General features: G+C 60.7%; 9 protein-coding genes. All 9 read left to right on the forward strand.

Translation table 11 applies throughout. From position 1 onward, the window contains the following. Positions 1–7 precede the first annotated feature (7 nt). The 9 genes from HY011_05805 to HY011_05845 all read left to right on the forward strand — a co-directional run bounded on the left by HY011_05805 (position 8) and on the right by HY011_05845 (position 13941). The gene (locus HY011_05805; protein ID MBI3422434.1) at positions 8–1810 is read left to right on the forward strand and encodes a hypothetical protein; all 1803 of its coding nucleotides are present in this window, start codon (positions 8–10) and stop codon (positions 1808–1810) included. Next, positions 1803–2933 carry a glycosyltransferase gene (locus HY011_05810; GenBank protein MBI3422435.1) on the forward strand — a complete coding sequence of 377 codons (1131 nt, stop codon included), beginning with the start codon at positions 1803–1805 and terminating at the stop codon, positions 2931–2933. The genes HY011_05805 and HY011_05810 overlap by 8 nt, the downstream gene beginning before the upstream one ends. A gap of 137 nt (positions 2934–3070) precedes the next feature. After that, a complete protein-coding gene (locus tag HY011_05815) occupies positions 3071–3625 on the forward strand; it encodes a cob(I)yrinic acid a,c-diamide adenosyltransferase (protein MBI3422436.1) in 555 nt (184 codons plus the stop codon). A gap of 76 nt (positions 3626–3701) precedes the next feature. Continuing rightward, positions 3702–5000, forward strand: a complete 1299-nt coding sequence (locus HY011_05820; protein MBI3422437.1) for a putative O-glycosylation ligase, exosortase A system-associated — start codon at positions 3702–3704, stop codon at positions 4998–5000. A 92-nt stretch (positions 5001–5092) separates the two neighbouring features. Next, entirely contained in the window at positions 5093–7045 is a 1953-nt protein-coding gene (gene asnB / locus HY011_05825) for an asparagine synthase (glutamine-hydrolyzing) (protein MBI3422438.1), read from the forward strand. Positions 7046–7050: 5 nt separating this feature from the next. After that, entirely contained in the window at positions 7051–7281 is a 231-nt protein-coding gene (locus HY011_05830; protein MBI3422439.1) for a DUF4926 domain-containing protein, read from the forward strand. Positions 7282–7425: 144 nt separating this feature from the next. Further along, the gene (locus tag HY011_05835) at positions 7426–9327 is read left to right on the forward strand and encodes an amidotransferase 1, exosortase A system-associated (protein ID MBI3422440.1); all 1902 of its coding nucleotides are present in this window, start codon (positions 7426–7428) and stop codon (positions 9325–9327) included. A gap of 49 nt (positions 9328–9376) precedes the next feature. Continuing rightward, positions 9377–10603 carry a glycosyltransferase family 4 protein gene (locus HY011_05840; GenBank protein MBI3422441.1) on the forward strand — a complete coding sequence of 409 codons (1227 nt, stop codon included), beginning with the start codon at positions 9377–9379 and terminating at the stop codon, positions 10601–10603. Between the two features lie 254 nt (positions 10604–10857). Continuing rightward, complete coding sequence (locus tag HY011_05845) at positions 10858–13941, forward strand: hypothetical protein (GenBank protein MBI3422442.1); 3084 nt, start codon at positions 10858–10860, stop codon at positions 13939–13941. The last annotated feature ends 478 nt before the right edge of the window (positions 13942–14419 follow it).

Consider the following 14419-nt stretch of genomic DNA (forward strand, 5'->3'; position numbering starts at 1 on the left):
GAAACGCGTGGGCAATTTCCTACTCATCAGCGGCACCGGCGAAGCGGCGGCAACAGCCTGGCGCAACGGATTGGCGCAGGCACAGCGCCTCAAAGGCAGCGCCCCGGCGCGTGTCTTGGAAACCGCTGGCTTGTGGGTGGCTTCCTTCGCCCGCCAAAACGGTTCAGGCGCGCCGTTGCTGCGCGACGAAGCCACAGGCAATTGGCTGCTGGCCGTGGGCAGTTGGTTTCATGCGGATGGATATGGCACGGGTGCTGAGGCGCGCTTGTTGGCGCGCTTGGCGCAAGTGGGCAGCGCGCAAGTCGCACAGGAACTCTCCGGCTTTTTCACCTTACTGTTTGGTGAGGCGCACAGCGGCGCGACCTTCGTCAGCACCGATTTGATCGGCAGCCGCCATGCTTTTTATCGAGAGTTCCCGTGGGGCGTGGCCTTGGCGAGTTCATCGTTGTTGCTCGCCAGTCTGGAAACGGCGGCGCTCGACCTGCTCGGCTGCGAAGAATTTTTGCGCACGGGCATCGTTTACGAAGACCGCAGCTTTTTCCGCGCCGTGCGCAAACTCGCGCCAGCCAGCGTCTATCAGCTTGCTGCAGGTAAGCTGGGCGTGCCGCAGCGCTATTGGCATTTCAACCAACTGACGCCCGAATCGCTCAAAGGCGACCAAGCGGTCGAAGCCTTCGGCGCCAGCCTCACCGCCGCCGCGCGCCAGGTCGGGCAAGCGTTCCCGCGCATCATCGGCGATCTGACCGGCGGCTATGATTCGCGCGCGTTGACGGCGGCGTTGCTGACGGCGGGCGTGCCGTTTGAGACGACTGTCTCAGGCGCGGCCAATGCGCCGGATGTCGTGATTGCGCGCGGCTTGGCCGGGATCACAGGCCAGCCGCATCATCCGGTGACGGTCAATCCCCAAGTCAGTTTCGCGCAGACGCAACAGGCGCTGGCGTTGACGGATGGCGAGGCCGACATCGTCGAATACGCGCGCAATGTTTTGCCGGTGCACGCGGGCACGGCGCGGCAATACGACATCAGCCTCAACGGTTCGTTTGGCGAAGTCGCGCGCGGCTATTGGTGGGAGTTGTTGTTGCCGCACACGGGCGCGCGCACGCCGCTGGCTGCGCGCAAAGTGGCGGCGGCGCGTTACGTCGTTGATCCCGGCAGCCCGCAACTGTTCGCCGCGCCGCTTGATCTGATCGCGCACTTTGCCGCCGTGATCGAACGCGCCAACGCGGGCTTGCAAGATTGGCCGAACACGGCGCAGATGGATCACGCCTATTTGCAGTTGCGCATGCAACGCTGGCAGGGGCGCATGGCGACCAGCACCGATCAAATCCGCACGTGTTTATCGCCATTGATGTTTCGCCCGGTGCTGGAAACGATGCTGCAAACCGAACAGCGCTTGCGCCAGCGCAGCCTGTTGGTGCGCCGCATGCTCAAACGCTTGCAACCCCGGCTGGCGGCCTATCCGCTCGAACACGGTTATCCGGCTGAACCGCTCACGCTCGGCAATGCGCATCGTTTCGCGCCGCTGCTGACCGGTTACGGGCGCAAGGTGTGGGACAAAGGTTGGCGTGTGTTGGGTGTGCGGCGCGCTTCGTCGGTTGAGCGGGCGTTTGAACCAGCGCGCGTGCAATTGTGGCGCGAGGAAGCCGTGCGCGAGTTGTTGCAACCTGCCACGATGTGCTTGCGCGATTGGCTGGGCAGGGAACGCTTGCAAATGTTTCTCGACGCTTCGCTACAAATGAATTTTCCATACGAACAGCAATGGGCGCGGTTGTTGAGTTTGGAGTGTGCGTTGCGCGCGGCTGATGGCTGAGAAAATCAAAATTCTGCACGTGCTCGATTCGCTCAATGTCGGCGGGATGGAACGCGTCGTCATCAACGTCGCCAACGGCCTCGACCCGGCGCGGTTTGAACAAGCCGTCTGTTGCATCTCGCGCTTGGGCACGGCGGCGCATTTGCTGGACGCGCACGTCCAGCGGTTTGACATGGGCAAAGGCGACGAACGTGCGCTGTTGATGCCGTGGCAAATTGCCAAGCTCATGCGCCGCGAACGGCCCGACATCATTCACACGCAAAGCTGGGCTGGGATGGATGGGGTAATTGCGCGCACGCTCGCGCGACAGGGCAAATTGGTGCACAGCGAACACGGGCGCAATTTGCCCTACATTCACCACGAACCGCCGAAGCGCAAACTGGCGCGGCGTTGCGCGTATGAATTGGCCGATGCCGTTTTTGTCGTTTCCGAAGAGATGCGCCAATACTTTTGCCGCGAGACGGGCTTCGCGCCGGCACGTATGCGCGTGATTCACAACGGCGTGGACGTGGCGGGAATCGAACGCGCCGATCCGGTTGGTGTGCGCGAAGAGCTTGGCTTGTCGCCAACTGACTTTGTCATCGGCACGGTCGCGCGCTTTCAGGAAACCAAAGACTTGCCAACACTCGTGCGCGCCTTTGCCCAATTGCGACAGCGTCAGGCGCACGTCAAGTTACTCTTGATCGGCGATGGCGCTGAACGCGGACGGTTGGAACAGTTGGCATTGGAGTTGAGTGTTGCGGCAGATGTCATCATCACCGGCATCCGCCACGACGTGCCGCGTTTGCTGCGTGCGCTGGATGCGTTCGCGCTTTCTTCGCTTTCCGAAGGTCTGCCGATTTCGGTGCTTGAAGCGCTGGCCGCCGCGCTGCCGGTGGTGACGACCCGCGTCGGGATGTTGCCAGAGATGTTGCGCGAAGGCGAGAATGGTTTCCTCGTTGCGCCGGGCGATGTTGCCGTGCTGGCCGAACGGCTGGAACGGCTCGTCATCAACCACGACCTTGCGCGCCGCCTGGGCGCTGTCGGCAAACAGACGGTCGAACGCGATTACAGCTTGGCCGCGATGCTGCGGCGTTATGAAGAATTGTATTTGTCACTTGTTGGGGCGGTACCGCGCGCGTGAGCAAGCGGAGTCGGGAAGCCAAAACTTGTTGGGGCGGTACCGCGCGCGTGAGCAAGCGGAGTCGGGAAGCCAAAACTATTCGGCAGAAATTCAAGTCACCGCTTGCTGACGCGCGCGGTACTGCATCAGAGAGGAACATGCGAATCACCAGGGTTTACACCAAGTCCGGCGACCAGGGCGACACGTCGTTGGTGGACGGCAGCCGCGTCAGCAAGGCCGATTTGCGCGTGGCGTCTTATGGCGATGTGGACGAATTGAATTCGGTGCTGGGACTGGCACGCGTGGGCCTAACTGACGCGCAACTCGATGCCGTGCTCGGACGCATTCAAAACGAACTCTTCGTGCTCGGCGCCGACTTAGCCAGCCCCGCTCACATCGCCGTGCCGCGCGTGAACGAAGCCTTGGTTGTGGCGCTCGAACACGACATTGATTTGCTGAATGCCGAACTCGAACCGCTGCGCGAATTCGTGCTGCCCGGCGGCAACCAGTTGGCGGCGACGTTGCATCTGGCACGCACGGTGGCCCGCCGCGCCGAACGTACCGTCGTCGCGCTGGCCACCGGCACCGAAATCACTGACGCCGCGATACGTTACCTGAACCGCCTGTCCGACCTGCTCTTCGTCATGGCCCGCGTCGCCAACAAACGCAGCGGCACGGCGGAACCAGCGGCGAATTTTAGTCAGAGAAAATAGTGGTCAGTGGTCAGTGATCAGTGGTCAGTTGAATAGCGACCACTGACCACTGACCACTGACCACTGACCACTGCCTATGAAAGCTTTCCTCATCTTCGGATTGATGGCGTTGATCCTCCCGCTCTCGTTCTTTTCGCCGTTTGCGGGGCTGATCTCGTACATCTGGATCGCGTACCTGCGCCCGCATCAATGGGCGTACATGCCCGATTCGCGCATCTCGCTGGCGGTGGCGGCGGTGACGCTGTTGGGGTATCTGATCTTTGAACTGCCGCGCCGTTTGCCGCGTTTGGTGCCGAATGTCTTGATGGTGTTGTTGTGGGCGCAATTCGGGTTGGCGACGCTGTTCGCCTATAACTACGAACTAGCACAACCGAAGTATGTCGAGTTCAGCAAAACGGTGTTGATTGCGTTATTGGCGACAGCGCTATGCGACAGCGAACGGCGCATCCGTCTGCTGTACGTGTGGACAGTCGTGGGCATCGGTTTGCTGGCGGTGCGCTCGTTCCTTGGTGTGTTGGCCAGCAGTGGCGAATACCGTTCGTATGGGCCGGGCGGGATGTTTGAGGACAACAACGACTATGCGTTGTTGTTGGTGATGATCACGCCGATGCTGTATTACGCGGCGCGCGAAGCGCAGGAATGGTGGTTGAAGTCAGGTTGCTATGGCTTGTCGCTGATGAGTTTCGTCGTCGTGTTCTTCACGCGTTCGCGCGGCGGCTTCCTGGGCGTTTGTACGGTGGCGGTAATGTTGGGCGTGCGTTCGAAATACAAAATCACCGGCTTGATCGCCGCGCCGCTGGCGATTGCCGCCGTGCTGGCGTTCGCGCCCGGCGTTGTCACCGAACGCATCGGCACGATTCAAACCGCGCGCGAAAGCGATTCTTCGGCACAGCAACGCTTACGCGCTTGGAACGTCTCAATGCAAATCATGCGCGATTATCCCTTCACGGGCATCGGTGCGCGCAACCTGGTTGAAGTTTTCGGACGTTATGGCGACCCGACGGATGCGCGCGTGGCGCACAATTCGTTTTTCCAACTTGGCGTAGACGCCGGGCTGCCCGCGTTGCTGTTGTTTCTGACATTGATTGGCTTTAGCTATTTTCGGCTGTGGCGCGCGCGCGGCGTGTTGCGCACGCACGCGCCTGATTCACCGTTGATTGGTTACACGCACGGGATGCAGGTGGCCTTGATCGGCTTTATGGTGTCGGGCTTTTTTGTGAGCCGTTACGATTTGGAATTGATTTACGAGATTGCGGCGCTGGCGACCGCGTTGCACATTTTGGCGCGCGGCTATGAACGCGAGGCGGATGTGAAACAGTTAGTTGCCAACCGCCAGTCGCCGGTCGTCGGCAATCAGGTGCCAGTCGTTGGGTGATTGCGGATTGCGGATTGCGGATTGAACGCTGTGATAGAGCTTGAATAGGCAGCGCTCGCAAATCCGCAATCCGCAAGCGAAGGACGGGTGTTATGTGTGGAATTGCAGGCTATTTGAACTTGGAACCGCTGGGTGAGCCGGACGAAGCCTTGCTCACGCGGATGAGCGCACAACTGACGCCGCGCGGCCCGGACAGTCACGGCTGGTGGGCCGATGCGGAAACTGGAATCGGATTCAGTCATCGGCGGCTTGCCATCGTTGATCTTTCCAGCGAAGGGCATCAGCCGATGCATTCGGCCAGTGGGCGTTTTGTCATCACGTTTAACGGCGAAATCTACAACTTCAAAACATTGCGGCGGGAACTCGAAGCGGCGGGCCACGGCTTTCGCGGTCATTCAGACACCGAAGTCATGCTGGCGGCGTTTGAGCAATGGGGCGTCGTGGCGGCGGTCAGACGGATGGCGGGGATGTTCGCTTTTGGCTTGTGGGATCGGCGTGAACGCGTGTTGTATTTTGGCCGCGACCGCATGGGTGAGAAGCCGTTGTATTACGGCTGGCTGGGCCAATCGTTTTTGTTTGGTTCGACGCTGCGCGCCTTGCGCGCGCATCCGCATTGGCAGGGCGAGATTGATCGCGCTGCGCTGACCTTGTTCTTGCGCCACGATTACATTCCCGCGCCGCACTCGATCTATCGCGGCGTGCACAAACTGCCGCCGGGCACGTTGTTGAAATTGAGCTATGCCGACGCCGAGCGGCGCGCGTTGCCCGAACCGCAAGCGTATTGGTCGGTGCGGGAAGCTGCAGAGCGCGGTGTGGCGAAGCCGCTGTCGTGCAGCGCAGATGAAGCGGTCGAGCAGTTGGATCAATTGCTGCGCGCGACGATTGCCGATCAGATGATTGCCGATGTGCCGTTGGGCGCGTTTTTGTCAGGTGGCGTAGACTCTTCGACCATCGTGGCGTTGATGCAGGCGCAGAGCACACAACCGGTCAAGACCTTCACCATCGGCTTTGATGAGCCCGGCTACAACGAAGCCGGATTTGCCAAGGCCGTCGCGAAACACCTGGGCACGGAACACACCGAGTTGTATCTGAAGCCGGAAGCGGCGCTCGAACTCATCCCGCAATTGCCGGAAATGTACGACGAACCTTTCGCCGACTCTTCGCAAGTGCCGACCTATCTGGTGGCGAAGCTGGCGCGCCAGCACGTGACGGTCAGCCTGTCGGGCGATGCGGGCGATGAATTGTTTTGCGGGTATCGCCGCTATCAGAGCGCGCAACGGGTCTGGGAACGCGTCGCGCGCGTGCCGACGGCGTTGAAAAAGACGGCGGCCAGCGGCTTGGCGGTGATGGGCAATCTGGCCGGGAATGCGCCGGGCAAGCTGGCGAAGTTGAAATTTCAAGTGGGCAATTGGGAACAGCAATTCGCCGCCGCTTCGCCCGAATTGCTCTATCGCCATCTCGAATCGCGCTGGGATGTGCCCGAATCCGTCGTGTTGGGCGGGCGCGAACCGCAGACGGCGTTGAATGACGCGCGGCAATGGGCGCGAGGCTTAAGCTTCACCGAACAGATGATGTATCTGGACGCGGTGACCTATTTGCCAGACGACATTCTGGCCAAAGTGGATCGTGCGACGATGGCCGTGAGTTTGGAATCGCGCGTGCCGCTGCTGGATCACCGCGTCGTCGAATTCGCCTGGCGCGTGCCGTTGTCATTCAAAGTGCGAGACGGACGGACGAAATGGCTGTTGCGGCAGGTGCTCCATCGCTACGTGCCGCCGTCGTTGATCGAACGGCCCAAGCGCGGCTTTGCGATTCCGGTGGCGGCATGGTTGCGCGGTGAATTACGCGGATGGGCAGAAGATTTGCTGGACGAGCGGCGCTTGCGGCAGGACGGGTTTTTGAACGCGGCGGTCGTGCGCGCCAAGTGGCAGGAAGTGCTGTCCGGCGCAAACATCGGCTGGCGCGATGCAGCGGAGCAGATTTGGACGGTGTTGATGTTTCAGGCGTGGCTGATGCATACAAGTCGTAGCCACTTGCAAAGGTGACGATTTTGAAAGAATACGATTGTGTGCGAATTGTGCGGTTGCTGTCCCCAGAGCGCGCTTATGACGGGACGGATTCGGTTTCACGGCCACCGCAGATTGGGGACACGGGCGCGATTGTCCACGTGTATCAAACAAGCGACAAAGCCGAAGGCTACATTGTGGAGAGCGTTGATTCAGAAGGTAGAACTATTTGGCTTGCGGATTTCTTGCCAGATGAACTTGTTCTGGCTCAATGAAACAATGGATTGGCGAAGCCTTTGGAGTGCGTGCGGCACAGGCCGCCGCTTTGGTATGCCCTTTATAGTTTGAGCGATGAAGGGCATACCAAAGCGGCGGCCTATGCCGCACGCACTCCAAAGACGCTGCGCGTCAGATTCTTTATGTGCGGCATCACTGGCATCTACAACTACGCCACCGAACAACCCGTCAATGAACCCGTGCTGCGCCGCATGACCGATGTGATCGCGCATCGCGGGCCGGATGACGATGGCTTTTATGTCACGGGCAAAGTCGGCCTCGGCCATCGGCGTCTTTCGATCATTGACGTCGCGGGCGGCCATCAGCCGATCTTTAACGAAGACGGCACGGTGGCGATTGTCTTTAACGGCGAAATCTACAACTACAAAGAACTGGCGAAGATTGTCGAAGCGCGCGGCCACACGTTGCGCACGCATTCGGACACCGAGACCATCGTGCATCTGTACGAAGAGTTCGGCGAAGAGTGCGTGGCGATGCTGCGTGGGATGTTCGCCTTTGCCATTTGGGATGCGCGCAACCACACGCTGCTCGTGGCGCGCGACCGCGTCGGCAAGAAGCCGCTCTATTACGCCGATGTCAAAGGCGTCTGCGCGTTCGGTTCCGAATTGAAATGTCTGCTGCAACATCCGCTGGTGCCGCAGGTGCTGAACGAGCAGGCGGTGAGCGATTACTTCACTTATCAATACGTGCCCGCGCCGAAGACGATTTTCAAAGACATCCGCAAGCTGCGCGCCGGGCATTATCTGGTCGTGACGCCGCGCGGTTTGCGCGCGCAACAGTACTGGGACATTGATTTCAGCCAGCCCGAAATGCGCAGCGAAGAGGAATGGTGTGGCGCGCTGCTCGACACCTTGCGCGAAGCCGTGGACGTGCGCCTGATGAGCGAAGTGCCGTTGGGCGCCTTTCTGTCGGGCGGCGTGGATTCCTCCGCCGTCGTCAAGCTGATGAGCGAATTGACGGGGCGGCCTGTGGTGACGGCTTCGATTGGTTTCAGCGAAGAGAAATACAGCGAGGCCGCCGCGGCGCGCGCCTTTGCCGAGAGCTTGCAGTGCGATCATCACGAACGCATCGTCAATCCGCGCGCGGTCGAAGTGATCGAAAAACTGGCCTGGCATTACGACGAACCCTTTGCCGACGCTTCGGCGGTGCCGACGTTTTATGTGGCGCAGGCGGCACGCGAATTCGTGACCGTGGCGTTGTCGGGCGATGGCGGCGACGAGAGCTTCGCCGGGTATCGGCGCTATGCGTTTGACGCGGCTGAAAATCGCGTGCGGGCCTTTGCGCCCGCCGGCTTGCGCCGTCCGTTGTTCGGCGCGCTGGCGGCGGTTTATCCCAAAGCCGACTGGTTGCCGCAGCCGTTGCGGGCGAAAGCGACGCTGAAAAATCTGTCGCTCGATCCGGCGGCGGGCTATTTCACGTCGGTCTATGGCGCGATGGCGAATGAGCGCGCGGCATTGCTGGGCGGCGAGCTGCGGCGTGAGTTGAATGGCTACAATCCCTTCGATGTGTTCCTCGAACATTACCAGCGCGCGAACACGGACGACCCGCTATCGCGCGCGCAGTACGTGGACATCAAGACCTATCTGACCGACGACATCCTGGTCAAAGTGGATCGCGCGAGCATGGCGGTCTCGCTGGAAGTGCGCTGCCCGCTGCTCGATCATCGCGTGCTGGAACTGGCGGCGCGCATGCCGTCGAGCCTGAAGCTGAAAAACGGCGCGGGCAAATACATCTTCAAACGCGCGGTCAGCCGGATTTTGCCGCAGGAGATTTTGACGCGGCGCAAGCAAGGTTTTGTGCTGCCCGTGGCCGAATGGCTGCGTGGCGATTTGCGCCCGTTGGCCGAAAGCTTGTTGTTCGACGCTTCGCGGCAAGACAGTTTGCTCGAACCGGCACACGTCAGACGCCTCTGGCAACAGCATCAGGCGAAGCAACGCGATTTTGCGCGCCCGCTTTGGACGATCCTGATGTTCCGGCTATGGCAGAAAACGATTGTGGATTGTGGATTGCGGATTGCGGATTGAACTTCGCCTTGAATCCGCAATCCGCAATCCGCAATCCGCAATCACGCAGATGAACGTTCTCACCTTCACCACCCTCTGGCCCAACAGCGAAAAGCCGAATCTGGGCGTCTTCGTCAAACATCGCGCGCTGGCGCTGGCGCGGCAGCCAGGTGTGGATAACTTGCGCGTCGTCGCGCCGGTACCGTATTTCCCAAAGCAGTTGGCGTTTGATTTTGTGCCCGCACAGTGGCGGCAGATGGCGGCCATTGCGGAGCAGGAAACAATCGCGGGACTGGCGACCTTTCATCCGCGTTTTTTCAATCCGCCCAAAGTCGGGATGCGCTGGTATGGGCGTTGGATGGCGCACGGTGCTGAAGCCGTGGTGCGCGAGTTGTACGCGGAACAGCACTTCGATTTGATTGACGCGCATTATGTCTATCCCGATGGCGATGCGGCGGTGCGGCTGGGCGCGGCACTGGGTGTGCCAGTCTGCGTGACCGCGCGCGGGACGGACATCAATTTGTTTGCGCGGCTGCCGCACATTCGCCCGCTGATTCAACGCACGCTCGAACGCGCGCACGGCATCATCGCGGTGAGTATGGCATTGAAAGAGCGTATGGTTGAGTTGGGCATCGAGGCCGACAAGATTGCCGTGATTCGCAATGGCATTGACCCTCACGTGTTTCATTGGCGCGAGCAGGCGGCGGCGCGGCAGCAACTCGACTTAAACACAGCGGACAAAATCCTGGTGACGGTCAGCGCGCTGGTGCCGCTCAAAGGCATTGACCGGCTGATTGGCGCAATGCAGTTGGTTGTGCAAACGGAGCCGCCCGCGCGGCTTTACATCATCGGCGAAGGGCCGGAACGCGCGGCGTTGACAGCGCAAATTGCGGCGCTGGGGTTGCAACAGCACGTCTTTCTGAAAGGCGCGCAACCGCAAGGCGAATTGCCCGCTTGGTATGCGGCGGCGGATGTTTTTTGTCTCGCCAGCGAACGCGAAGGTTGCCCGAACGTAGTGATTGAAGCGCTGGCTTGCGGTGCGCCGGTGGTGGCGAGCGATGTGGGCGGCATTGGCGAATTGGTGCTGGATGAGCGTTTCGGACTATTGGTGCCGGAAGCGGAAGCGCATGCCGCAGGTTTGGCGCAACGACTCAGTGCGGCCTTGGCGCGAACGTGGCAGCGCGAGGTGCTGGCGGCGCATGGCGGCGCGCGCGGCTGGGCGGAGGTGGCCGAAGAGGTGCTGGCCTATTGGGCGGCGCGTGGAATCAATGGCGCGGCGCATCCGTTGATACGCTAGCGCTAACGCTGGATAGCCAGCCGCGCCAAACAACTTCGTTGACTTGTTCGCAGCCACAGTGGTGTAATGACGCGCCTGCTGAAAGACGGTCAACTGTGCTCATTGGCAAAGCCCGCCGCTGCTTTCAGCGATTTCTTTGTTACCTGCTTTTTTATTCGTCGCGCTATCTCGCCTCGTGATCCCGCGCAAGGCCCCTCATACAGTCATCCCCCGTTCGCTTGATTGATGTTCTGTCAGAAGGAGTTTGGGACGTTATGTTTTACCGTTATACAAATCGTTTTTTAGGGGGAAGCGTCATTCTATGGGTTGCGCTCAGCGCCGCCCTGACCAACAACTTATTGCCGCGCCTGCACGCGCAAGAGGCGCAAGCGCCGCCGGTGATTATCTCGACGGTGGCGGGTGGCGGCTTGAGTGCGAATGCACAGGCGCGCCAGGCCCCAATGGAATTGCCGCACGCGCTCGTTTTCGATCCGCCCGGGCGCGGCTTTTATGTGGTGGACGATGTGGATGGCACCAGCCTGTTGCGCTTCGTCAACACTTCGCCCACACCGGTCACGCTCGCCGGGACGACGGTCTTGCCGGGCAACATCAATCTGATTGCGGGTGGTGGGGTGCGCATCGAAGACGGCACGCCCGCGCGCGATGCCGATTTGGCCAAAGTGACGGGCCTCGCGGCAGACCCCACCGGCAATGCTTTGCTGTTGGCGTTGCCCGCGTTCAATGCGATTCGGGTGGTGAATGTCGGCGCGCAAAATTACCTGCTGGGCGGACGCAGCTTTGCGCCGGGCACGATTGGGACATTGGCCGCGCCGGAGTTTGCCGATTTGCGTGGTGTGGTCATCCACCCGCTTTCGCGCGAGGTCTTTTTCATTGCCGGATCAGCGGTGTACCGTATTGATAACGCGGGCGAGATTACGCCTATTGCGGGTGGCGGCGCGCCGCCGACGGGCAATGGTGATGGCGGCCCGGCGCGCCAGGCCCGCCTGGTCAATCCGCGCGGCCTGGCCTTTGACGCCGGTAATACCTTGCTGATTGCCGAAGGAGGCAACCCGCGTTCGAGCAATCCCGATGGCGCGGTGCGGCGGGTCAGTGGCACTAACACGATCAGCACAGTGGCGGGGGGCTTGGAATTCCCGACCGGCGTGACCGCCGCGCCGAACGGCAACATTTATGCGGCGCTGGGGAATGCGCAACAAATCATCGGCATTGCTCCGACTGGGACGCGCACGCTGGTCGCTGGCAACAGTTCGCTGCTGGCTTGCGACCCGAATGCCAATCCGACCTGTGGGGATGGCCGGCGGGCGACCGATGCCGCATTGAATTTGCCGGATAGCGCGGCCAACGAAACGTTGGTTTTCGCGGCGGAAAATCGCGGCATCTTTTTGCCGGATTACCGCTTTGGGCGCGTGCGCTTTATCAATTTGAGCGGCGCGGGCGCGCAGATTCTGGGCACGACGATCAACCCGCTGCAAATCAACACCATCGCCGGCAGCGGCCTCGAAGCGCCCTATGACGGGTTGTTGGCGACGAGCGCCGAATTGAGCGAACCGGCGGGGGTGACGGTTGATCCGCAGGGCAATCTGTATATCGCCGACACGCGCACCAATCGTTTGCGCTTCGTCAATCGCGGCACGCAACCGGTGACGCTCTTCATTGCTTCACCGGCAGCCGTGACCGTGCAACCGGGCCAAATCGTGACGCTCAACAATGGCGCAGGCGAACCGCAATTGGACGACCGCATCACGAATGCCACTTTCAGTTCGCCGCAAGGCTTGCTGGCGACCGACAAAGGCGTGTTTATCGTGGATTCGCAGGCGGGCGCGTTGATCAAAATTCCGCCGAATTCGGTTTCCGGGCGGCGCAGCGGCGTCTTGCGCTTCCTCAATACCTCGAGTCAGGCAGTGACCTTTTTCCCGAACGGCGGCGATGCGCGGGTGATCGTGCCGCCGGGGCAAGTCAAAGATTTGGCGGGGGTGCGTCCGCCCGCCAATCCGCAAATTCTTGGGGATGGGTTGACGGCCAACCGCGTGGCCATTTTTATGACCGATCTGGCGCTGGACAGCGCGGGCACTCTTTTGCTGACCGATCAGGCCAATAATCGCATTCGCCGCATTGACGCCAGCGAAGGCGTCGTGCGCACGGCCTATGGCGATGGACAGGCCGCCACGCTCAACCGTCCGACGGGCATCGCCCTGGATGGCACGGGCCGTTTGTTGATCGCGGACACGCGCAACAATCGCATCCTGCGCCAGGATGCCGGGGCCACGACGTTCGCCGTGATCGCCGATGAGACAAAGAATATCCGCACGCCCCGCGACCTGGCCGTGGATAACACGGGCCGCATCCTGATCACCAATGCCGGGACGCACCAGGTGTTGGAATTGCTTGCGCCCGCCCAGCAATTGGGGACGACGCGCGTGTTGGCGGGCAATGGCACGGCGGGCTTTTCGGGCGATGATGGGCCGGGCGCGCAAGCGCGGCTGAACTTTCCCCCCATTGGCACCTCGAACAATGACATTCAACTGACGGCCAATCTCGTGGCGTTGAGCAACGGCGAGGTTTTGTTTACCGACACGGGCAATCACCGCATACGGTTGCTCAAACCCGGCGCGCGGCCACTGGTGACGAACCTTTCAGCCGCCAGTTATTTGGGCGCCGAGGTCGCGAGCGATTCGATGATCGCGGCCTTCGGCGCGAATCTGGCAACGCGCGCCGAGAGCGCCACCAGTTTGCCGTTGCCGACGGCGCTGGCGGGCACTTATGTCAAAGTCCGTGATAGCGCCGGTCTCGAACGTGATGCGGCGCTCTTTTTTGTTTCGCCTGGGCAAGTCAATTATTTAGTGCCGGCGGGCACGCAAAATGGGCTGGCGACCGTGACAGTAACCAGCGGTGATGGCACTATCTCGGTCGGCACGCTGACTGTCGCCACTGTCGCGCCCGGCTTGTTCACCGCGAACGCCAATGGCAGCGGCGTGGCCGCCGCCGTGCTCTTGCGCATCAAGGCCGATAATTCGCAAAGCTTTGAATTGATCTCGCGCTTCGATACGGCCCAAAACGTCTACGTGCCAATTCCAGTTGATTTGGGGCCGGAAACAGACCGCGTCTTTGTGTTGTTGTTCGGCACCGGGATTCGTTTGCGCAGCAGTTTGAATGCTGTACAAGCGCGGATCGGCGAGGCCCCCGCTGAAATCAATTTTGCCGGGCCAGCGGGCGATTTGGCCGGGCTGGATCAAGTCAACGCACGCATCCCCCGCAGCCTCATTGGGCGCGGACTGGTAAACATCGTGCTGACCGTGGACGGCAAAACCGCCAACACGGTGACCATGCAGATTAAGTAGTCGGTGGTCGGTTGTCAGTAGCTCTTAACGTTAAACTATAGATTTCAAGAAAATGCTTTTCCGCAGCAAGCCCGCGAAGGCGAGCGGCAGCATAAAGCCCAGGGCGTTAGCCCTGGGTAGCGATGGCGTAAGTTATAAGCCCGTGAAACGGGCGGCAGACCATTGTCTGTCGCCCACTTCGTGGGCTTGTAATTCACTGCACCGATACCCAGGGTTGCGGCTACGCCTCCACCCTGGGCTACACTCTGGCCACCCGCTTCGCGGGTTCGATTCGGAAATTCTTTTTCTTGAAATCTCTACCTGATCTTCGCATTGTCTTTGCCTGCCGCTACTGACTACTGACTACTGACTACTGACTACTGATTACTTTCCCATTATGCATCCCAAGATTTACACACGTCGTTGCTTGACTGCACGGCTGTTGGCGGGTGCCTTGGGCCTTTTGCTGGGCTGGTTGGTGGTTGGCCGTGTCGCGCTA

The organism is Acidobacteriota bacterium, from assembly GCA_016196035.1.
GTDB lineage: Bacteria > Acidobacteriota > Blastocatellia > RBC074 > RBC074 > JACPYM01.